The sequence below is a fragment of the Effusibacillus consociatus genome, assembly GCF_042652925.1.
GTDB classification, from domain to species: Bacteria; Bacillota; Bacilli; order Tumebacillales; family Effusibacillaceae; genus Effusibacillus; species Effusibacillus consociatus.
Window position 1 is genome coordinate 1 of sequence record NZ_JBHSHC010000022.1, and the last position, 20,940, is coordinate 20,940.

Here is a 20,940-nt window from a genome sequence, read left to right on the forward strand (position 1 = left end):
TGCAGGCACTGTACGAATATCGCCGGACGTTGGATCAAAAACGCTCCAGTGTTCCGGGAATCGAGTCGCCTACGATGGTAGTCGGTTTGATCTCGGGTGGAATCAATACCAACGTGGTACCGGACCAATGCGCGATCCGGATCGACCGCCGATTGATCCCTGAGGAAGACGGGGAACAGGTGGAAATGGAAATTCGTGAATTGGTGGAAAACGTGGTGAAAGGATATGAAGGAATCCAGGCAGAGATTGAACGGATTCTGCTGGCAAGAAGCTTCAAGCCGACGCCGGAAGATTCCCCGCTGATCCAAACACTTGCGGCGAACTGGAAAGAACTGATGGACGGAGAACCGGAGATCCACGGAATTCCGTTGTACACGGACGCAAGACATTTTGCCGAAGCCGGTGTTCCGGTTGTCCTGTTTGGTGCAGGTCCCCGAACACTGCTCGAAGCAAACGGCCACCGTGCGGATGAACATGTGAGAATTGAAGATTTGGTCAAGGCAACGAAGATTGTCGCATTAACCCTGTACGATTTGCTTAAGGAGGAAACCGCGTGAGCTCAGAAATCTATGATCTTATTATACGCAACGGGCAAATAGTCACAGAAGATGGCGTAATTACAGGAGATATTGCTGTACTTGATCAAAAGATTGTTCAGATCGGCCAAATATCTCCCGAGATGAAAGCGAAACTGGAAATGGATGCAACCGGTTTGCATGTATTTCCGGGATTGATCGATACCCATGTTCATTTCAATGAACCCGGCCGCACAGAGTGGGAAGGGTTGGCTACCGGTTCCAGCAGTTTGGCCGCAGGCGGTGTCACCACTTTTTTCGATATGCCTTTGAACAGTAGTCCTCCGACCACAACACCTCATGGTTTTCGAGTAAAACAAGAAGCGGCCGATCAAAAATCGATTCTTGATTACGGGCTTTGGGGTGGATTGGTTCCAGGAAATCTTGATTCACTGGAGTCGCTTAAAGAGTGCGGTGTTATTGGTTTTAAAGGATTTATGTCGAACAGCGGCATTGAGGAGTTTCTACATGTGGATGATGCCTCCTTATTCCAAGGAATGCAAAAAATCGCGGAACTTGATTCGATTGTCGCGCTCCATGCCGAAAGTGATGCCATCACAAATAGTCTGGCCGCTTCCTATATAGCGCAAGGCCGTCGAACAGCACGTGACTATGTCGCTTCTCGTCCTGTGCTTTCTGAAATTGAGGCAGTGGGAAGAGCTGCAACATATGCCGAAATTACGAAATGCAAACTGCATATCGTGCACGCAAGCAGCGGAGAGGTTGTTAAGCGTGTAACCCAGGCCAAACAGAGTGGTGTAGATATTACGGTTGAAACGTGCCCGCATTATCTTGCTTTAAATATAGAGGATCTGGAGCGGCTTGGCGGATTGGCCAAATGCGCACCGCCGCTTCGGGAACAGGCGCATGTGGAATCGCTGTGGGAAGCTTTGAAATCCGGGGAAATAGATATTATCGGCTCGGATCATTCCCCAGCTCCTGCATCTATGAAAGCGGGTTCAAGCTACGATGATATTTTCAGCCTTTGGGGAGGGATCTCTGGGGCTCAATCGACGCTGAATGTAATGTTGGAGGAAGGTTATTGGCGACGGGGGATTCCATTGGAAACGATCGTTCGCGTAACATCGACGAATCCGGCAAAACGGTTTGGATTATATCCGCGAAAAGGCACGATAGCGGTTGGAAGCGACGCCGATCTCACTCTGGTCGATTTAGAAGCATCGTTCAAATTAAAAGCAGAAGATCTTTTCTATCGTCATGCTCAAAGTCCGTATGTCGGCAAAACGTTCCGAGGAACGGTCTTGTACACATTCCTTCGTGGCCAGGTGGTATTTCAAAAAGGAGAAATATTCAACAACGGAACCCGGGGGAAAATGGTTACGGAATGTATGTCTAAAATTTCGAATGAAAAATCAAGCTGATTGGACAAAATGTCACAAAGGCCGATCAGGGAGTTTCCTTAGGGAGGTGATCCAGTCTTACACACATATTTGGTTGATTTTCTATCCAGCCAGGAAGTGATCCCATTTCGGAGCAACGGACGGAAAGAAATCGAAAACAAGGAGGATTGAAATTCCGCTGAGTGCTCACACTCAGCAACACCAGATCCTGTTTTAAGAGAAGAAGACAGAATTTTGGGACCGGCAAACAATCAAAAAAGGAGTTGGGTGTACAGTGTCTACAAATTTAGACGTTACGAACGCAACGCAGATCCAACATGCTACGGGCGCAGATGAAACACTAAATCCGAAAACCGACAAGGATAGGACGGTAGGACCGCTAGACTATATTTTTATGTGGATTGGTGACGGCGTTAATTTAGGCAATATGACGCTTGGAGCCAGTTTGGTTGTAGCAGGAATCGCAACGCTAAACATTTTTCAGACATTTGCCGCAGCTATCATAGCGATTGGTATCATTTCAGCCATTTTTGCTTTAAATGACAGGCTCGGATACAGAACGGGAATCCCATATGTTGTACAGCTCAGAATGTCCTTCGGGCAAAAAGGCTCCATCATATCATCACTCTTGCGCGGTATCCCCGCCATCGTTTGGTACGGTTTTCAAAGCTGGATTGGCGGTACTGCCTTAAATGAAATTGCGAAGATTGTTACGGGCGGCGCCTTTGATAATGTTGCCATTTGCTTTGTAGTGATTCAGCTGGTGCAAATTGTGCTTTCGATGTACGGCTTCCATGCCATTAAATGGGTGGAAACGCTTGTATCTGTTGTTATTATGCTGGCGCTTGTCTATGTATTTGGCGTTCTTCTAACATCCCATAGCGATGTTATTGCAGAAAAATGGGTTCAAGCAAAAGGCTCATGGGGCTTGCCGTTCTTTGCATTCATAATGATGTTTATGGGCAATTATGCGGCTATCTTTTTAAGCGCAGCGGACTATTCAAGAGAGCTAAAATCGGGTATTAGCGACACAAAACGCGGGTTTTTGTACTTCCTGCCTATTTTAATAGCGTACGGCTTCACACTTACAATCGGCGCAATGCTTGCTTCCGCAACCGGCATCACTAATCCTGTGAAGGCGTTTGCAGTAGTGGTAGATAACTCTTATATTACACTCTTTGTATCCGCATTTATTGTTATGGGTGCGGTTGCAGTAAACATGGTTGCCAATATTATTCCGCCGACCTATGTTATTCAATTGCTTACAAAAGTAAAATTTAAACCTGCTGTTGCCATAACCGGACTGCTTGCGTTAGGCTCATTCCCTTGGGTGCTTGTACAGGATTCTTCGTCAAAGGGGCTTGGAATGTTCATTCTTATATATTCCGCATTTTTAGGCCCGATTGTTTCTATTTTATTAGTCGAATATTATATTTTAAGACAGCAAAAAGTAAATGTTCCAGATTTGTACAAGGAAGACGGTCCATTTGCCGGATATAATCCAGCCGCGGTGCTTGCAATGCTTATCGGTGCCGGTGCCGCCTTTCTAAAAGTGGAGCTGGCATGGATTACCGGCGTTGTTGTGGCAGGTATTGCATATATTCTTCTGACGAAGTATGCATTTAAAGATTCAAAATTCAAAAAGGGTACGATCTTTGACAAAGAAGAGCAGCAACAGGTTGCCTAAAATTTCTGAAATATTCTTACAGATGAAAGGATTTTCTATATTGAAAATGCTGTTTCCTAATAAATAAAAGGAAAGAAATCAAGGGAAGTTGATTTCTTTCCACAAACAGGGTTCTGAAAAGGGCACGCAAATCCTCATGCAGATCTGCCAAATCGATGGGGATGTGCCCTTCAATAATCATATTATCATAACATTAATGAAAGAATCGAATCTATTCCATATTGTTCATAAGTTGCTTATTTTCTGGTAGGAGGTATCACGAGTGAAGTATGATCTTATTATTAAAAATGGGCAAGTCGTGTTCCGTGATGAAGTAAGAAAAGCAGATATTGCCGTTCATAACGGAAAAATCTCTGCCATTGGGGAGAACTTAAATACGGATGCTGATCAAGTCGTTGATGCTGCAGGCCAATATGTCATGCCAGGGATGATTGATACCCATGTTCATATTTGCGAGCCAGGCCGAACGGAATGGGAAGGATTTATAACCGGTTCGAAAGCGCTGGCAGCGGGAGGGACAACTACGTATGTAGACATGCCTTTAAATGCACTGCCTGCGACAACGACCAGGGAATCATTAGAGTTAAAAATAAAAGCGGCAGAAGGGAAAAATTATGTTGATTATGCCCTATATGGCGGGTTAGTTCCCGGAAACCTGGAAAATCTGCAAGAACTTTCAGAAGGGGGAGTAGTAGCCTATAAATGCTTCATGTCTTCTTGCGGAAGCGATATACCCGATGATTTTAAAAATGTGGACGACTATACACTCTATGCCGGAATGAAAAAATTAGCCGAACTAGGCCATATGTTATGTATTCATGCAGAAAATGCGGAGATTACAGACCGTTTGGCCGAAGAGAAGATCAAGCAGGGAAAGCTGACTGCAACGGATTATGTGGAATCCCGTCCGATCATCGCGGAAGTAGATGCGGTCAAGCGTGCTCTATTCTTTGCAAAAGAAACGGGATGCAAATTGCATTTCGTCCATATCAGCAGCGCGGCAGCCGTAGAAGAAATTATCAAAGCACGGAACGAGGGGCAAGATGTCACCCTCGAGTCATGTCCACATTACTTTACAATGACAGTAAGTCAATTTGAAGAAATCGGTCCAACCGCCAAATGTGCCCCTCCTTTACGGGATGAAATTGAACAGGAAAAACTCTGGGAAGCATTAAAGCAAGGGAAGATTGACATGTTAACCTCCGACCATTCCCCTTGTCCTCCTGAAATGAAGTATAGTGAGACAAATAACATGTTTGAAGTTTGGGGAGGAATTACCGGTTGCCAAAACAATGTCGATTTAATGTTTGATGAGGCGGTAAAAAAGCGCAATGTCCCGGTAACCGAATTTGTGCGCATGATTGCAACGAAGCCCGCAGAAAGATTTAACCTGCATACAAAGGGAGAAATCGCTGTATCCAAAGATGCTGATATCATCCTTGTGGATCCGAATCAGTTTTATGTATTATCCCCAGAGCATTTATACTACCGCCATAAGCATAGCCCGTACATTGGCCGCAGAATCAATTGCAGAGTCACTAAAACATTTGTACGCGGACATTTGGTGTTCGATCTTCACGAAGGTATTTTGGGAGAGCCAATTGGACAGTTACTGACATATAAAAAGAAAAGCCAAAAAGAAGTTGTAGAAGTATAGTGCAGGGAAAAGAACTTAAAATAGACGATCATACAGTATAACCTTCCGTCACTACGTATGGAAGGTTATTTGCTATGCCCATTTTTAGCATGGCGTGGTTGAAATTATTTTAAAAAGGGGTCGCGGTTCCATGTTCCTAATTTTCGAAAATCTATTGAATTTTGCTTGTTGAACTGTTATCATGTTTTTGGAACTAAAAATAGAAATAACGTTTCTTAATAAGAAACAATTTGGGGTGTTACATAAAAAACCTTTTGAGGAGGAATCTGCAACCATGGCTCAAGTTACATTTAAAGGAAACTCGGTAACATTGTTAGGAAACGAAGTAAAAGTCGGAGAAAAAGCACCAAATTTTACAGTATTGGCAAACGATCTTACACCAGTATCCCTTGAAGATTCCAAAGGAACCGTTCGTCTCATCAGCGTTGTTCCCTCTGTCGATACCCCGGTTTGTGATCAGCAAACCAGACGCTTTAACGAAGAAGCCGCCCGTTTACAAGGGGTTACGATTCTGACGGTAAGTGTTGATTTGCCGTTTGCGCAAAAACGTTGGTGCGGGGCGGCTGGAGTTGAAAAGGTGCAAACCGTTTCTGACCATCGTGACTTGTCTTTCGGGCAGGCTTATGGCCTTGTGATCGAAGAACTTCGCTTGTTAGCAAGAGCAGTATTTGTAATCGATAAAAATGACAATCTCGTTTATGTCGAATATGTTCCGGAAGTAACCGAGCATCCGAATTACGAAGCAGCTATTGAAGCGGCGAAAGCAGCCCTGTAAATAGCGATGAGAGCTTTGGAGGGCGAAGACAACTTGAAAAAAATTCAACTCCAAGTGAATGAATTTTGTTTGCAAGCAGTTTTATACGATACCCCGGCCGGGCAAGCGATCTGGGACTCACTTCCGATTTCTGCCAAAGGGAATCTATGGGGAGACGAAATCTATTTTTCCATTGACGCCAGGGTGAAAATGGAGAATGGGCGCGAGGTTGTAGAAGAAGGAGATCTTGGCTTCTGGCCGCCTGGTTCTGCGTTTTGTATATTTTACGGGTTAACTCCGGTAAGTTCACCGGGTGAGATCCGTCCTGCCAGCCCCGTGGAAGTAGTGGGAAAAATCATTGGCGATTACAAGGTTCTAAAACAGGTCAAAAGTACACCGAAAGTGACCATCACACCCAGTGAATAATTCCCACACCCCCGACCACCTCGACGGTTGGGGTTTTCTATTTTTTGAAATGTTTTATTTTGTCGAATGATATTGAATTTCGTAGGTTTGAATGATACTATCTTAGAAAGGATTTGTAGAAACAATGTTTCTTATTTAAAAACAAAGATTGAGTAAAGACATTTTTCCTACTTTATATAAATTCTTTGTTTCGTGGGTAGTGGGGAGGAGATTTTTGTGCAAAAGTTCAAGGACTTAAATGTTTCATTGCGGACGATTATGACACCCGGTCCGGTTGAAGTGGACCCCAGGGTTTTGCGGGCTATGGCGACTCCGATATTGGGACAATTCGATCCGGAATTTACGGAAATCATGAATGAGACGATGATTATGCTGCGGGAGGTTTTCCAAACGGAAAACAAATGGGCCCATCCCATTGACGGTACTTCCCGAGCGTGAATTGAGGCAGTTTTATGCAGTTTGATCGAACCGGGTGATAAGGTCTTGGTCCCCATCTTTGGACGCTTTGGCCATCTGCTTACTGAAATAGCTGAACGCTACGGTGCAGATGTAGTAACAATGGAAACTTCATGGGGAGAAGTATTTGATCCTGAACAGGTAATTCATGAAATCAAACGGGTAAAACCTAAAATTGTGGCTATAGTTCACGGGGAAACCTCTACCGGCCGTATCCAACCTTTACAAGAAATTGGACAGGCCTGCAGAGAACTTGACGTTCTTCTGGTCGTCGATGCCGTTGCTTCTATTGGAGGGACGGAAGTAAAGGTGGACGAGTGGAAGTTGGATGCTGTTATCGGAGGGACACAAAAATGTTTGTCGGTTCCTTCGGGAATGGCTCCAATCACCTATAACGAGCGTGCTGAAAGAATCATCCTGCAGCGAAAGAGAATTGAAAGGGGATTGGTTCAAGGGGAAATTCGCCAGTCGGGACAGGACCGCCGCATCCGCAGCAACTATTTTGATCTGGCGCAGCTGCAGGATTATTGGAGCCCCGTGCGGTTAAACCACCACACGGAAGCTACGTCTATGTTATACGCTCTGCGTGAAGGATTACGTATTGTATTGGAAGAAGGTTTAGAGGGAAGATTTGAACGGCACCGCCTGCACGAAAAAGCTTTAGTTGCCGGGATTGAGGCAATGGGCTTGAGCCTGTTTGGTGACAATAGTCATAAGCTGCCGGTCGTCACATGCGTTACCATTCCTGATGGAGTCGACGGTGAGTCGGTCCGTCATATGCTGCTGCACGACTTTGGAATTGAAATTGCAAGCTCGTTTGGGCCTCTGCATGGCAAGATTTGGCGGATAGGAACTATGGGGTACAGCTGCCGACAAAAGAACATTCTCCATGTGTTGGGAGCCCTGGAGGCAGTGTTGATCAGGCACAAAGTGAAGGTTAATGCGGGCGAGGGGTTACAGGCAGCGCTGGATGTTTACGAGAAGGATAGGGTGAAAGCATGAAATGGGTGATGATGGTCCTTGCGGTGCTGGGAGGCATGGCAGTAGGAACCCAGGCGGGGATTAACGGAATACTGGGAAAAAAAATCGGCACTCTCGAAGGGGCACTGGTCTCATTTGCCATTGGTACTCTCTCCTTATCAATTGTCGCGATATTTTTAGGGAAAGGGAATATACTTGGGGCGTTCTCCGTTCCAAAATGGCAGTTGACAGGTGGACTGCTCGGAGCGTTTTATGTGTTTGTAATGGTATTAGTGGTTCCGCAGCTTGGTGCTGCATCTACTATAATCGCCATTATTGCAGGCCAGCTTCTCGCTACCTCAATTATTGATCATTTCGGATTGATTGGAGCAAAGCAGATTCCAATGGATTGGCAGAGGGCAGCAGGATTGGTATTGATGGCTGCGGCGATCATACTTTTTAATAAGAGGTGAGGACCACCAATTAGGGTGGTTCTTCTTTGGTTTTAAGAATAACTGTTTGAATAAACAAAAAATTATTTACCACTCCATCTCAAGGTGATATACTAAAATAAAATAGAAACAATATTTCTTATTGAGTAACAACGGTGATAACCCTACTATTCCTAAGGATGGTGTTTTGCATGGCATTACGGGAAGACGCATTAGAGTTGCATCGACTGAATCATGGGAAGCTTAGTGTAGTATCGAAAGTGTCAGTAAAAAATACGCGCGAATTGAGTCTCGCGTACTCACCCGGAGTTGCCGAACCGTGCAAGGAGATTCATAAACAGAAAGATCTGGTATACGAGTACACCAGCAAAGGAAATCTTGTAGCGGTAATTAGTGATGGTACCGCAGTCTTGGGGTTGGGCAACATTGGTCCGGAGGCAGCATTACCGGTTATGGAAGGAAAAGCCATTCTGTTTAAACAATTTGCCGGAGTTGATGCAGTCCCAATTTGTCTGAACACAACCGATGCGGACCGGATTGTCGAGACCGTCAAACTTTTGGAGCCGACTTTTGGGGGTGTCAATCTTGAGGATATTGCTGCACCTGCTTGTTTCATCATTGAAGAACGTTTGAAACAAGAAATGAACATCCCGGTCTTTCATGACGATCAACATGGAACAGCCATTGTGACACTAGCCGGTTTGATGAACGCTTTGAAACTGGTTGGCAAATCAATAAGTGATATTCGAGTAGTAGTCAACGGTGCCGGGGCTGCCGGAATCGCTATTGTGAAACTTTTGTTGTCTATGGGTGTTCGTCATGTAATTATGTGCGATACAAAAGGAGCGATTTATGACGGCCGTCCGGAAGGCATGAATCCGATAAAGGAACAGATCGCAAAAAATACGAACCAAGAGAAAATTGCAGGCCCTTTGGAAAAAGTGATCGTTGGTGCTGATGTATTTATCGGGGTATCTGCTGCCGGAGAACTCACAAAAGACATGATTCGAACAATGAACCCCGATGCCATCATTTTCGCCATGGCTAACCCGGATCCGGAGATCTTGCCGGAAGACGCGTTGGAAGCGGGAGCCAAGGTGGTTGGTACAGGACGATCGGACTATCCCAATCAAGTCAACAATGTGTTGGCATTCCCCGGTATTTTCCGTGGTGCTTTAGATGTGCGGGCGACCACGATTAATGAAGAAATGAAAATTGCGGCGGCCTATGCAATCGCAAATTTGATCAGTGAGAACGAATTGCACAGTGAATATGTGATTCCTCATCCGTTTGACCTTCGTGTAGCTCCAGCCGTTGCGGATGCTGTTGCCCGAGCCGCAAGAAATTCCGGAGTTGCTTGCAAATAGTCAAAATATATGTCAGGTGGTGTTGACATGAACTTTTCATACTATTATGATAAAAAATCCGGAGAATGGATCGTCACGTTTGACGAAAAGGTCATTAAAACTTTTAAGACCGAAAATGAATGCATTTGTTATAATCGGCAATAGTATCAAAAAATGTTTTTGATTAGGGGATATTGCCATGGTTCAAACTATAGATCGGGCAATGGATATTATTAAGGTTTTGGTCTCCGACGACAATAAAGATGATTGGTCCATATCGGAGTTATCCGAAAAAACATCTCTGCCGCGAAGTACTCTTCATCGGTTGCTCTCTTCGATGATGAAACATGGCCTCGTCGGACAGGCAGCCGAAACTAAACATTACAAAGCCGGTTATACCTGGATAGAGTTTGGGTTGCAGCTATTGGATAAAATTGATTTCCGGACTGTAGCAAGACCGGTGATGGAACGCTTGGCAGTAGAAGTCGAAGAAAGTATTTATTTGAATATTTCGGATGGGACCGATGGAATTGTCATTGAGAAAATCGACAGTCCTTTAAAAGTCCGCATTGCGGAGAACTTAGGAATTCGAATCCCTCTCCATATCGGGGCACCGAATAAAGTGATTCTTGCTCACATGAAAGATAATGAGATCAACTATATGATAAGTGAACTTCAGGTTTCAGCCAAAGAAACCCAGGAGTTTCTGGAACGGTTGTCGGAGATCAAAAGACAAGGATATGCGGTAAGTTACGGTGAGAAAACAGAAGGTACCGCTTCCGTTGCGGCACCTATCATCGGATATAAAAAGAAGGTGATAGCAGCATTGAGCATCAACGTGCCGATATTCCGTTTCACTGAGAATCGTTTGCCAATCCTCATTGAGAAAGTAATAGAGGCTGCAGAGGAAATATCGATCAAAATAGGAAAAAGATAATCATATGAATAATCATCGATGTATACAGCAGACGGCTGTTGCATCGATGTTTTTTTCGCGTTGAAAAAGCATGAATCTTTTTACTTCTGACGGTCATTAACTCTTCTATGTTTTCGAACAATGTATACGGAGATGCAAAGTCTTTTGTCTACCGACCATTCGTTACCGGCTTGATTTGGGGGAATTAAAAATCAGGAAACCAATTTGTGGGGAGAGATCAAGCATGTTGAAAAGAGGTTCGAAGGATAGGTGCAAATAATTTTGGCTAAAAGTGCAAAAATATTCACCGAATGCAACTGTTTTTTGAACTAAAAGGAGTCTTACCGTTGCGGTTTGATTTTCAGCTTGCGTAAACGGTACTGCAGGCTTTGACGGCTAATCCCCAATTGCTTGGCAGCAAGGGTGATATTGCCGTTGTTTTTGTCCAACACACTTTGAATATAGGTGCGTTCGTAATCCGATAGCTGCGATTTCATGTTTTTGGAAGTTTCTGCAGAATTGTCTGCGACAGCCACCGGTTTTTCAACCGACCCGAATGGGGGAATAATCGTTTCTTCCTGCAGCTGCAGCTTTCGCCTCATATGAAAAGGCAGGTGCACAAAACCGATTTCCGTTTCCTCCCCGATCATGTTCATGGCACCCTCAATGATGTGCTCGAATTCCCTGACGTTACCCGGCCAATTGTAATTGTGGAAATGATGCATAACCTCTTCGCTGACCGATTCTACATCCATGTTGAACAACCGGTTGTATTTCTGGATGAAATGATGGGCCAATAAAGAAAGGTCATTTTTTCTTTCCCGCAGGGGAGGAATAAATAATGTTACGACGCTCAGACGGTAATACAAGTCTTTGCGTAAACGATCATTCGCGATTGCGTCAATCGGGTCTTCATTGATAGTCGCAATAATGCGAACGTCAACTGCTTTGTCCTTCGTGTCCCCGATCCGGCGGATCGTTTTTTCCTGAAGAACACGCAGCAGTTTGGCCTGAAGTGTTGGGCTCAGCGAATTGATTTCGTCCAGCAGCAAAGTGCCGCCTTCGGCCAATTCAAACAGACCGGGTCGATCGATCGAACCAGTGAAAGCCCCGCGTGTCGTGCCAAACAGCAAGCTTTCAATCAGAGTATCGGGAAGAGCCGCGCAATTTTGGCTGATAAAGGGCCCTGAGGCCCGCGCACTTTCATTATGAATGCTTTGGGCAAAAAGTTCTTTACCCGTTCCGGTTTCTCCCACAATGAGCACGGAAGATGAGGTTCGGGCCGCCCGTTTTGCGTTGCTGATCACGTCCTGAAACGCCAAACTGTTCCCGATGATGCTGTCGAATGTAAATCGGGTGTCTCCTTTTTTCAGAATGTTTTCCCGAATCATCCGTTCCATTTTGGTTACGTCTTTTGCGATTTCTATTGCGCCTATGATTTTGTTTTCATAGAGAATCGGGAATGTGTTGTTGACGGTTGTGATTTCATTTCCTTTATTGTTAAAGTAGGTTTGTTTCACGTTATTGGCGGATTTTCCTTTGTGCAGAGCCAGCAGCAGCGTGCTGTCCCCATCCTTCGGGAACTTGAAAACATCCAGTAAATTTTTGTTCAGCACATCTTCTTTTGGCATCGATTCGATCTCCGACATTTTGCGGTTGTAGATGATCGTCGTTTCGTTTTCATCCACTACATGGACACCTTCGTCAAGTTCATCCAGCAGATGTTCGTAGATCCTTATCAACTTCAACAGATTCTGCTCTTTCCCCGAAATCATTGGCTCCCCCACCTTCCGTTTAAATAGTAAACGATGCTGCAATTCGATGCAAATATTTTTTGCATATAGATGCAAAACAACATTGCGAATGCAAAAAAATTTTTCACTTCGGCTGGAAGAAAGCAGCTGCCTCTTCTTTATCGAGCAAAAAACGGAGTTGGCATCATTTTTGCTTATTAAAAAATTGTCGAAACAGACAAACAGCATTTAGGAGGTACTCTATGGTTCCTGTTACGGAAATGCAAGCGATGGATTCTTCCGAGTTGATCAAGCGGGAAGAAAAATATGGGGCAAAGAACTATCACCCGCTTCCGATTGTGATCTCGAAAGCGGAGCGGGTCTGGGTGGAAGATCCTGAAGGCAACAAATACATGGATATGCTGAGCGCGTATTCCGCAGTCAACCAGGGGCACAGACATCCGAAGATCATCCAGGCTTTGAAAGATCAGGCGGATAAAGTGACTTTGACCTCCCGCGCATTTTTCAACGATCAGTTGGGAGCGTTCTATGAAAAGCTGTCCAAGATGACCGGAAAAGAAATGATTTTGCCGATGAACACCGGGGCAGAAGCTGTGGAAACAGCCATCAAGGCAGCCAGACGCTGGGCTTATGATGTCAAAAAGGTTCCTGCGGATCAAGCGGAAATTATCGTGTGTGACGGGAATTTCCATGGCCGAACCATTACCGTAACGTCCTTCTCTTCAACAGAGGAGTACCGCCGCGGATTCGGACCGTTCACACCGGGCTTCAAAATTGTTCCTTACGGTGACCTTGATGCATTGAAGCAGGCCATTACCCCGAACACGGCCGCATTTTTGGTCGAACCGATTCAGGGGGAAGCCGGGATCGTGATTCCGCGTGAAGGGTTCTTGCGGGAAGCGAAAAAGCTTTGTGAAGAAAACAATGTTCTGTTTTTGGTGGACGAGATTCAAACAGGGTTTGGCCGAACCGGAAAATTGTTCGCCTGCGATTGGGAAAATGTTGTGCCGGACATGTACATCATGGGCAAGGCGCTTGGCGGCGGGGTGTTCCCGATTTCCGCTGTGGCAGCCAATAAACAAATTCTTGGGGTCTTCGAACCCGGTTCCCACGGTTCCACGTTTGGCGGAAACCCGCTGGGCTGTGCAGTGGCGGTTGCAGCGCTCGACGTGCTTGAGGAAGAAAATCTGGTCAACCGTTCGCTTGAATTGGGACAATATTTCATCGATAAATTACGGACCATTGACAATCCGGAGATCCGGGAAATTCGCGGTCGGGGCTTGTTTATCGGAATCGAATTGACTACAAAAGCCCGTCCTTATTGCGAGCAGTTGAAGCAGCTGGGACTTTTGTGCAAGGAGACTCACGAAACGACAATTCGTTTTGCTCCGCCGCTGGTGATTGACAAAGAGGAACTCGACTGGGCATTTGAACGGATTCAGAAGGTGCTGGGGGATTCAGATGAAGGTTGAATTTGAATTGATCAGTCCGTGTCACGGTGTGGTCGACAAAGTCTTGGTCGAAGAGTCTGCCTATCTGTACGAACAGGAGACGCTGTGCATCATCAAAACGGAAACCGGTACGGTGGAAATGTCGGTGAATTTCGGCGGGTACATCACCGCGCTGAATGTAACCGAGGGATTGGTCGTGACTCCCGGCGCAGTACTCGCCCATGTCCGCCAAGAAGTTGCAAAAGTCTCCGCAGGCAGTGATTAATCGCTCTCATTGAGAGAATCACAAAAAACCAGAGGTGCTCATGATGAGTGTAATGACTTCAGTGAACGAAGAATTGAATGTGCTGCAATCCACACAAACCGTGATTCAAGAAGCTCTCCGGAATTTGGGGTACTCAAACGAATTTTATGAATTGCTGAAAGAACCTATGAGAATGTTAACCGTTCGCATTCCGGTGCGCATGGATGACGGGAGTGTGAAAGTGTTTACCGGGTACCGGGCCCAGCACAATGACGCTGCCGGACCCACCAAAGGCGGGGTGCGTTTTCATCCGGAAGTTTCGGAAGAAGAAGTCAAGGCATTGTCCATCTGGATGAGTTTGAAATGCGGGATCGTGAATCTTCCGTATGGCGGCGGAAAAGGCGGTATTATCTGTGATCCCCGCGAAATGTCATTTGGCGAACTGGAACGTTTAAGCCGGGGATACGTTCGGGCGATCAGCCAATTGGTCGGGCCAACAAAAGATATTCCGGCGCCCGACGTATTCACCAACTCGCAAATTATGGCCTGGATGATGGACGAGTACAGCCGGATTCGTGAGTTCGATTCACCAGGCTTCATCACGGGCAAGCCTTTGGTGCTTGGCGGGTCGCACGGTCGTGAAAGCGCAACGGCAAAGGGTGTCACCATTTGTATTGAGGAAGCGGCGAAGCGCAAACGGATTGAGATAAAGGGTGCTAAAGTCGTGATCCAGGGTTTTGGGAATGCCGGCAGCTACCTGGCGAAATTCATGCACGACGCAGGTGCAAAAGTAGTTGGCATCTCCGATGCGTACGGTGCTTTATATGACCCTAACGGTCTTGACATCGACTATTTGCTCGATCGCAGGGATTCCTTCGGAACCGTAACCAAACTTTTTACAAACACCATTACCAATCAGGAACTGCTGGAATTGCCTTGTGACATTCTTGTGCCGGCGGCAATCGAGAATCAGATCACAGCGGCGAACGCTCACCGAATCAACGCAAAAATTGTGGTGGAAGCGGCGAATGGGCCGACAACGCTCGAAGGAACCCGCATCCTCACGGAGAGAGGAATCCTGCTGGTGCCGGATGTGCTTGCGAGTTCCGGCGGGGTAACGGTGTCCTATTTCGAGTGGGTGCAAAACAATCAGGGCTATTATTGGACAGAAGAAGAAGTAGAAACCAAATTGTGCGGTGTGCTGGTCAACGCTTTCGAGAACGTCTACAACATGGCACAGACGAAAGAAGTCAATATGCGCTTAGCCGCATACATGGTGGGCATTCGAAAGCTGGCTGAAGCAGTGCATTTGCGCGGTTGGGTCTAAACAGAAAGGCGGATATGAAATGAAGAAACCGATCTCGATTATTGGAGTGCCGATGGATCTTGGACAAGGCAGGCGGGGAGTCGATATGGGGGCGTCTGCCATCCGCTATGCGAGCCTTCAGGAACGGATCGCAAGACTTGGATATGATGTGAGGGATCTCGGGAACGTCAACGTACCGACCCCCGAATCCCACCGCGTAGAAAACAAAAAACTGAAATACCTGCCTGAAGTGGCAGACGTTTCAAATCAGGTAGCCCGACTGGTAGAGAACCAAATGAAGGAAGATCGATTCCCGATTATTCTGGGTGGGGACCACTCGATCGCGATCGGAAGTATTGCCGGGGCAACCCAAGCGGTGAAGAAGCTGGGCGTTATCTGGTTTGACGCACATGGGGATATGAATACGGAAGAAACGACTCCATCCGGAAATATACACGGGATGCCGCTCGCGGTTTCACTCGGTCTGGGTCATCCGGATCTCACTCATGTTGGGGGATTTGCACCGAAAGTGGAGGCAAAGAATGTTGTGATTGTGGGTGCCCGCGATTTGGATGCTGAAGAACGCAATTTAATTAAACAAGCGGGTGTATCCGTTTTCACCATGCATGAAATCGACAAAATGGGCATGAGTGCCGTGATGGAAGAAGCGATTTGCATCGCGTCGGAGGGGACGGATGGAGTCCATCTCAGTCTTGATCTTGACGCATTCGATCCAAGAGAAGCACCGGGCGTGGGGACGCCGGTACTCGGCGGTGTAACCTACCGGGAAGGCCACCTGGCGATGGAAATGCTCGCAGCCGCCCATGTTCTTACATCCGTTGACATTGTCGAGGTCAACCCGATTCTGGATGTAGAGAACCGTACGGCACGCGTGGCAGTTGATATGATCTGTTCTTTGCTGGGTCAAACAGTTATCTAGTTCAGTCACTTAATGGGCGTAATTTAAGGGGGTCATGAGAAATGAAATCTATAAAAAGTTTATCTGCACTTGGAATTTCCGGTTTGTTGGCTATAGCGTTGGTAACCGGTTGCGGAACCGGTGAAAAGGCCAATCAAACAGCCGGACAAGCCTCTCCGGAAAAAAAGGTCATTGTCATGGGGACTTCCGCAGACTACCCGCCATATGAGTTTCATGATCAATCAAGCGGAAAAGACGAAATTGTCGGATTTGACGTCGACATCGCGAAAAAGATTGCAAGTGAGTTGGGATACGAACTGAAGATTCAGGACATGGACTTTAACGGTCTTTTACCGGCCCTTCAAGCGGGACGCGTTGGTTTCGTGATGGCTGGGATGACGCCGACAGACGAGCGCAGACAAAATGTGGACTTTTCCATTCTGTATTATGATGCGAAAAACACGATCGTAGCGAAGAAAGGCAGCAATCTGACCAAACCGGAGGATCTGAAAGGCAAGAAAGTGGGCGTGCAGCTCGGTTCCATTCAAGAGGGAGATGCCAAAGAGTTGGCTAAGGAGATTCAAGGCATGGAACTGAAACCGCTGAACAAAATCCCGGAGATCATCCAGGAAATCAAAGCGGGCCGTATTGATGCCGCAATTATTGAAGACACGGTTGCCAAGGGATACACCGGTGCGAATCCGGATCTTCAATTTCATGTGATTCCTCCGAAAGGGCCAAACGGTTCTGCAGTTGCGTTCCCAAAGGGATCCAAGAATGCAGAAGAGTTCAACAAAGTACTGAAGAAGCTCAAAGACAGCGGTGAAATGGAACAACTCGTAAAAAAATGGTTCGAGCAAAAATAACTCTTCATTCTGGATTAAATTGAGAGGTGTCTACAGGGCATGAATTTGCATTTTGATCAAATCGTGCCCTCTATCCCTTACATTCTGGATGGGATATGGGTCACGCTGCAGTATACCTTGTTATCCGCTTTGTTCGGTTTTCTCTGGGGGATCGTACTGTCCCTTTTCAAAATTTCAAACGTCAAATCACTGAATTGGTTCGCGGTGGCGTACACTTCCGTTTTCCGGGGAACACCGTTGATCTTGAGTTTGGCACTGGTTTACTTTGCTGTTCCACAGCTTACCGGCTATGACATTACCGCTTTGGAGGCGGGTGTCCTGACGTTTGGATTCAACTCTGCCGCTTATATCTCGGAAACGATTCGCGGCGGGATTATGGCGGTGGACAAAGGACAACGTGAAGCTGCCTTATCACTCGGTGTTCCCTACCGCCGCATGATGATTGACATTATTTTGCCGCAGGCATTCAAGAATATTTTGCCTGCCATGGTGAACGAGAGTATCGCGCTTCTGAAAGATTCCGCATTGGTATCAACGATCGGCGCACTTGATCTAATGCGCCGGGCAAGTATTGTCGGAGCGGGCAAATTCCTCTATTTTGAACCCTTGATTCTGGTTGCAATCATCTATTACCTGATGGTGATGGGCTTGACGTTGGTGGCACGCGGCTTGGAAAGGAGGATGCGGCGCAGTGATTAAGGTAGAACATCTGTACAAATCCTACGGCACGCTCGATGTCCTGCATGATATTTCCACTGAAATCAAGAAAGGCGATGTCGTTGCCATTATCGGGCCGTCCGGTTCAGGAAAGTCCACTTTTTTGCGGTGTATGAATTTGTTGGAAATCCCGACAAAAGGGCATATTTATATCGAGGGTGTTGATATCACATCCCCCAAAACAGACATCATGAAAATCCGGCAGAATATCGGGATGGTGTTTCAACACTTTCATCTTTTTCCGCATATGACCGTGATTGAAAACATGACCTATGCGCCGATCAAGGTGAAGAATGTTCCGAAGGAAGCTGCCTACCAGAAAGCCAAGGAGCTTCTGGCTCGTGTGGGTCTTTCCGATAAAGCGGATGTGTATCCTTCCAAGCTGTCAGGCGGTCAAAAACAGCGTGTGGCAATTGCCCGATCGCTGGCGATGGAACCGGAAATCATGCTGTTTGATGAACCTACTTCCGCTCTTGACCCGGAAATGGTGAAAGAAGTGTTGGAGGTCATGAAGTCGCTCGCACACACCGGAATTACGATGGCGATCGTCACACACGAAATGGCGTTTGCACGCGAGGTCGCGGACCGGATTTGTTTCCTGGAAGGCGGACGGTTGGTAGAGGATGCCCCGCCGAGTGAATTTTTCAATAATCCGAAGAGTGAACGGGCAAAACAATTCTTGGAGAAAATGTTATAAGTCGATATCGGAGGAATGGACATGATCGAATTTCGCAATGAACCTTTTACAAATTTTGCGGACCCTGTAAATAAAGAAGCGATGCAGGCCGCGCTTACAAAAGTAAAATCGGAGTTTGGCAAAGAGTACCCGTTGGTGATTGGTGGCGAGAAAATTTTTACCGAAAACAAGCTGGAATCCCGTAACCCGGGAAAACTGGATGAACTGGTAGGGATTCAATCGAAAGCAAACCGGGATCTGGTGGATCAAGCGTTCCAAGTTGCTCTCGAAAGATTCAAAAGCTGGCAGTTTGTCTCCCCGGACGTGCGTGCCGGTTACCTGTTCAGAGCTGCTGCGGTGATGCGCCGCCGCAAGTTTGAGTTTGCCGCGTGGATGGTCTACGAAGCGGGGAAAAACTGGGGAGAAGCGGATGCCGATGTCGCGGAAGCGATTGACTTCCTGGAATTCTATGGCCGGGAAGCAATTCGACTTGGCGGTCCCCAACCGTTGGTTCCTCTTGAGGGCGAAGACAACCGGTTGACCTATGTTCCTCTCGGCGTCGGAGTTATCATTCCGCCGTGGAACTTCCCGCTCGCTATCATGGCCGGTATGACAACAGCGGCAATTGTGTCCGGGAACACTGTATTATTAAAGCCGGCTTCCCAAACCCCGATTATCGCGGCAAAGTTTGTGGAGTTGATGGAAGAGATCGGTCTCCCGGCTGGCGTCATTAACTTTGTGCCAGGCGATCCCGGTGAAATCGGAGATTTCCTGACAGGGCATCCGAAGACCCGGTTTGTGTCGTTCACCGGTTCACGGGACGTTGGTTTGCGTATTAACCAAATCATTGCAAAAACAGCCGAAGGCCAGGTCTGGATCAAGCGTCTTGTTGCGGAGATGGGCGGTAAGGACGCGGTGGTTGTGGATGAGTCGGCCGATCTGGAAGAAGCGGCAACGGGGATTGTACAATCCGCATTTGGTTTCCAGGGGCAAAAATGTTCCGCCGGTTCCCGCGCCATTATTCACAAAGATGTGTATGATGAAGTTCTGCAAAAAGTGATTGAGAAAACCAAGCAGCTTACAATCGGATTGCCGGAAGAAAACTATCCGATCGGACCTGTGGTGGACGAGAAGTCGTATAACAAAATTCTCGAGTACATCGAGATTGGAAAACAGGAAGGCCGCTTAGTTGCAGGGGGCGGCAAGGCAGAAGGCAATGGCTACTATATCCAGCCGACGGTTATTGCCGATGTGAAGGAAGATGCCCGCGTAATGCTGGAAGAGATTTTCGGGCCGGTAGTCGCGTTCTGTAAAGCGGAGAACTTCGAACATTCGATCGAGATCTTCAACAACACCGAGTACGGATTAACCGGTGCCCTTTACAGCAACAACCGGGAACATCTCGAATATGCACGCAAGTACATGCACTGCGGAAACCTCTACTTCAACCGCAAGTGTACAGGCGCTCTCGTGGGCGTGCATCCGTTCGGCGGCTTCAACATGTCCGGAACCGACTCGAAAGCGGGCGGCCGCGATTACCTGCTGCTCTTCACACAAGGAAAAGTGATATCTGAGCGGTTTTAGATTACAAAAACACGAAAGACAAGAGGTTGCCGTTTACCGGCAGCCTCTTTTGCAAGAAGTGCAATCGCAATATTGGTATCTAGAAGGTAGCCATTTATACTACTCATCTTCAATTTCAATGGTTTCATTGTCCAAATCAACTGTTACCTTATTTTTGGTGATGTTTAGTCTTGAAAAAATAGATTTAAATTCGTTAGCTGTATCCTGATCCAGTTTCTTAGGCACCGACATTAGAATGTTCCTCCCTTCAAAAATGTTTCTTAACTACACTGTACCACACGGTAAGTAACATTCAAATCTATTCGCTATCGTTCCTAACCAATTAATGTGTGACTTTTGATTTTATTTGACGGTGTTATTTGATAATTAAATAGCGTAACCCCGTGCCAAAGAAATGTCAGTACGGGGTTATTATTCTAAGAATCAGACCATAGGGCCGATAACAAGGTTTTCTCTTGCCGTCTCAACCACTTCTCGTGTGATCACCCGTAAGTCATTAATTTGCATGATCCGTTCTATTTGAGCAAACAATCGTTGCGTTAATCTCAGATTACCACCAGTAATACGAATAGAAGTGAATTGTTCGAGATAATGAATGTCTGCCACCCGATTTTTCCCCGCATCTTGTTTGGTTCACTACACAGAAGGGACGTTCTGTATAGTGTTTCTATTTTATACAGGATACCATATTGATCCTTTTGATAGAATATTTTGATAGATTTTTTCACTTAATAACGAGAAGCAGAATATATTGATACCTCAAAGCTGCGAAACGTGAACTGAAAAAATAAATAATTTTCAGGTTGCTAAGGTCGAAATTTAGCTGGTGTATC

At 46.4% G+C, this 20,940-nt stretch carries 19 protein-coding genes and 2 pseudogenes; 18 read left to right on the plus strand and 3 right to left on the minus strand.

The window, feature by feature from the left end:
- From ACFO8Q_RS03470 to ACFO8Q_RS03515, 10 genes and pseudogenes are all read left to right on the plus strand, one after another.
- Window positions 1–557: M20/M25/M40 family metallo-hydrolase (locus ACFO8Q_RS03470; RefSeq protein ID WP_380024316.1), on the plus strand; the 557-nt coding region annotated here is incomplete at its 5' end.
- Window positions 554–1,957, plus strand: a complete 1,404-nt coding sequence (locus ACFO8Q_RS03475; protein WP_380024317.1) for an allantoinase — start codon at window positions 554–556, stop codon at window positions 1,955–1,957. The genes ACFO8Q_RS03470 and ACFO8Q_RS03475, both read left to right, overlap by 4 nt.
- Before the next feature lie 253 nt (window positions 1,958–2,210).
- A complete protein-coding gene (locus tag ACFO8Q_RS03480) occupies window positions 2,211–3,623 on the plus strand; it encodes an NCS1 family transporter (RefSeq protein ID WP_380024319.1) in 1,413 nt (470 codons plus the stop codon).
- Between the two features lie 262 nt (window positions 3,624–3,885).
- Entirely contained in the window at window positions 3,886–5,280 is a 1,395-nt protein-coding gene (gene allB / locus ACFO8Q_RS03485; protein ID WP_380024321.1) for an allantoinase AllB, read from the plus strand.
- 274 nt (window positions 5,281–5,554) lie between these two features.
- A complete protein-coding gene (gene tpx, locus ACFO8Q_RS03490) occupies window positions 5,555–6,055 on the plus strand; it encodes a thiol peroxidase (RefSeq protein ID WP_380024322.1) in 501 nt (166 codons plus the stop codon).
- Window positions 6,056–6,088: 33 nt separating this feature from the next.
- Window positions 6,089–6,460 (plus strand): cyclophilin-like fold protein, encoded by a 372-nt coding sequence (locus ACFO8Q_RS03495; RefSeq protein ID WP_380024324.1) that lies wholly within the window; start codon window positions 6,089–6,091, stop codon window positions 6,458–6,460.
- A 258-nt stretch (window positions 6,461–6,718) separates the two neighbouring features.
- A pseudogene (locus ACFO8Q_RS03500) lies at window positions 6,719–7,918 on the plus strand (pyridoxal-phosphate-dependent aminotransferase family protein).
- Window positions 7,915–8,349, plus strand: a complete 435-nt coding sequence (locus ACFO8Q_RS03505; RefSeq protein ID WP_380024325.1) for a DMT family transporter — start codon at window positions 7,915–7,917, stop codon at window positions 8,347–8,349. Before ACFO8Q_RS03500 ends, ACFO8Q_RS03505 begins: the two are co-directional and overlap by 4 nt.
- Window positions 8,350–8,519: 170 nt before the next feature.
- Window positions 8,520–9,695: an NADP-dependent malic enzyme gene (gene ystJ, locus ACFO8Q_RS03510; protein WP_380024327.1), complete on the plus strand. Its 1,176-nt coding sequence runs from the start codon at window positions 8,520–8,522 to the stop codon at window positions 9,693–9,695.
- Between the two features lie 178 nt (window positions 9,696–9,873).
- Complete coding sequence (locus ACFO8Q_RS03515; protein WP_380024328.1) at window positions 9,874–10,611, plus strand: IclR family transcriptional regulator; 738 nt, start codon at window positions 9,874–9,876, stop codon at window positions 10,609–10,611.
- 320 nt (window positions 10,612–10,931) lie between these two features.
- Here ACFO8Q_RS03515 and ACFO8Q_RS03520 read toward each other — a convergent pair whose 3' ends face one another.
- On the minus strand, window positions 10,932–12,365 hold the full coding sequence (locus ACFO8Q_RS03520) for a sigma-54 interaction domain-containing protein (protein WP_380024330.1): 1,434 nt from the start codon (window positions 12,363–12,365) through the stop codon (window positions 10,932–10,934).
- Window positions 12,366–12,586: 221 nt separating this feature from the next.
- Between ACFO8Q_RS03520 and ACFO8Q_RS03525 the strand changes: the two genes are divergently transcribed.
- The 8 genes from ACFO8Q_RS03525 to pruA are packed head-to-tail and all read left to right on the plus strand — an operon-like array spanning window position 12,587 to window position 20,107.
- The gene (locus ACFO8Q_RS03525) at window positions 12,587–13,816 is read left to right on the plus strand and encodes an ornithine--oxo-acid transaminase (protein ID WP_380024331.1); all 1,230 of its coding nucleotides are present in this window, start codon (window positions 12,587–12,589) and stop codon (window positions 13,814–13,816) included.
- Window positions 13,806–14,060 (plus strand): biotin/lipoyl attachment domain-containing protein, encoded by a 255-nt coding sequence (locus ACFO8Q_RS03530; RefSeq protein ID WP_380024332.1) that lies wholly within the window; start codon window positions 13,806–13,808, stop codon window positions 14,058–14,060. The genes ACFO8Q_RS03525 and ACFO8Q_RS03530 overlap by 11 nt, the downstream gene beginning before the upstream one ends.
- A 43-nt stretch (window positions 14,061–14,103) precedes the next feature.
- Window positions 14,104–15,366 (plus strand): Glu/Leu/Phe/Val family dehydrogenase, encoded by a 1,263-nt coding sequence (locus tag ACFO8Q_RS03535; protein ID WP_380024334.1) that lies wholly within the window; start codon window positions 14,104–14,106, stop codon window positions 15,364–15,366.
- Window positions 15,367–15,385: 19 nt separating this feature from the next.
- A complete protein-coding gene (gene rocF / locus ACFO8Q_RS03540) occupies window positions 15,386–16,285 on the plus strand; it encodes an arginase (protein ID WP_380024335.1) in 900 nt (299 codons plus the stop codon).
- 41 nt (window positions 16,286–16,326) lie between these two features.
- A complete protein-coding gene (locus ACFO8Q_RS03545; protein WP_380024337.1) occupies window positions 16,327–17,130 on the plus strand; it encodes a transporter substrate-binding domain-containing protein in 804 nt (267 codons plus the stop codon).
- A gap of 39 nt (window positions 17,131–17,169) precedes the next feature.
- Entirely contained in the window at window positions 17,170–17,829 is a 660-nt protein-coding gene (locus tag ACFO8Q_RS03550) for an amino acid ABC transporter permease (protein WP_380024339.1), read from the plus strand.
- Entirely contained in the window at window positions 17,822–18,544 is a 723-nt protein-coding gene (locus ACFO8Q_RS03555) for an amino acid ABC transporter ATP-binding protein (protein WP_380024341.1), read from the plus strand. Before ACFO8Q_RS03550 ends, ACFO8Q_RS03555 begins: the two co-directional genes overlap by 8 nt.
- Window positions 18,545–18,565: 21 nt before the next feature.
- Window positions 18,566–20,107 carry an L-glutamate gamma-semialdehyde dehydrogenase gene (gene pruA, locus ACFO8Q_RS03560; RefSeq protein WP_380024342.1) on the plus strand — a complete coding sequence of 514 codons (1,542 nt, stop codon included), beginning with the start codon at window positions 18,566–18,568 and terminating at the stop codon, window positions 20,105–20,107.
- Between the two features lie 99 nt (window positions 20,108–20,206).
- On the opposite strand, the gene ACFO8Q_RS03565 is transcribed toward pruA, so the two are convergent.
- Together ACFO8Q_RS03565 and ACFO8Q_RS03570 are read right to left on the minus strand one after the other, a co-directional pair.
- Window positions 20,207–20,338, minus strand: a complete 132-nt coding sequence (locus tag ACFO8Q_RS03565; RefSeq protein WP_380024344.1) for a hypothetical protein — start codon at window positions 20,336–20,338, stop codon at window positions 20,207–20,209.
- 192 nt (window positions 20,339–20,530) lie between these two features.
- Window positions 20,531–20,683, minus strand: a pseudogene (locus ACFO8Q_RS03570) (AAA family ATPase); the annotation flags it as partial.
- Window positions 20,684–20,940: the final 257 nt, after the last annotated feature.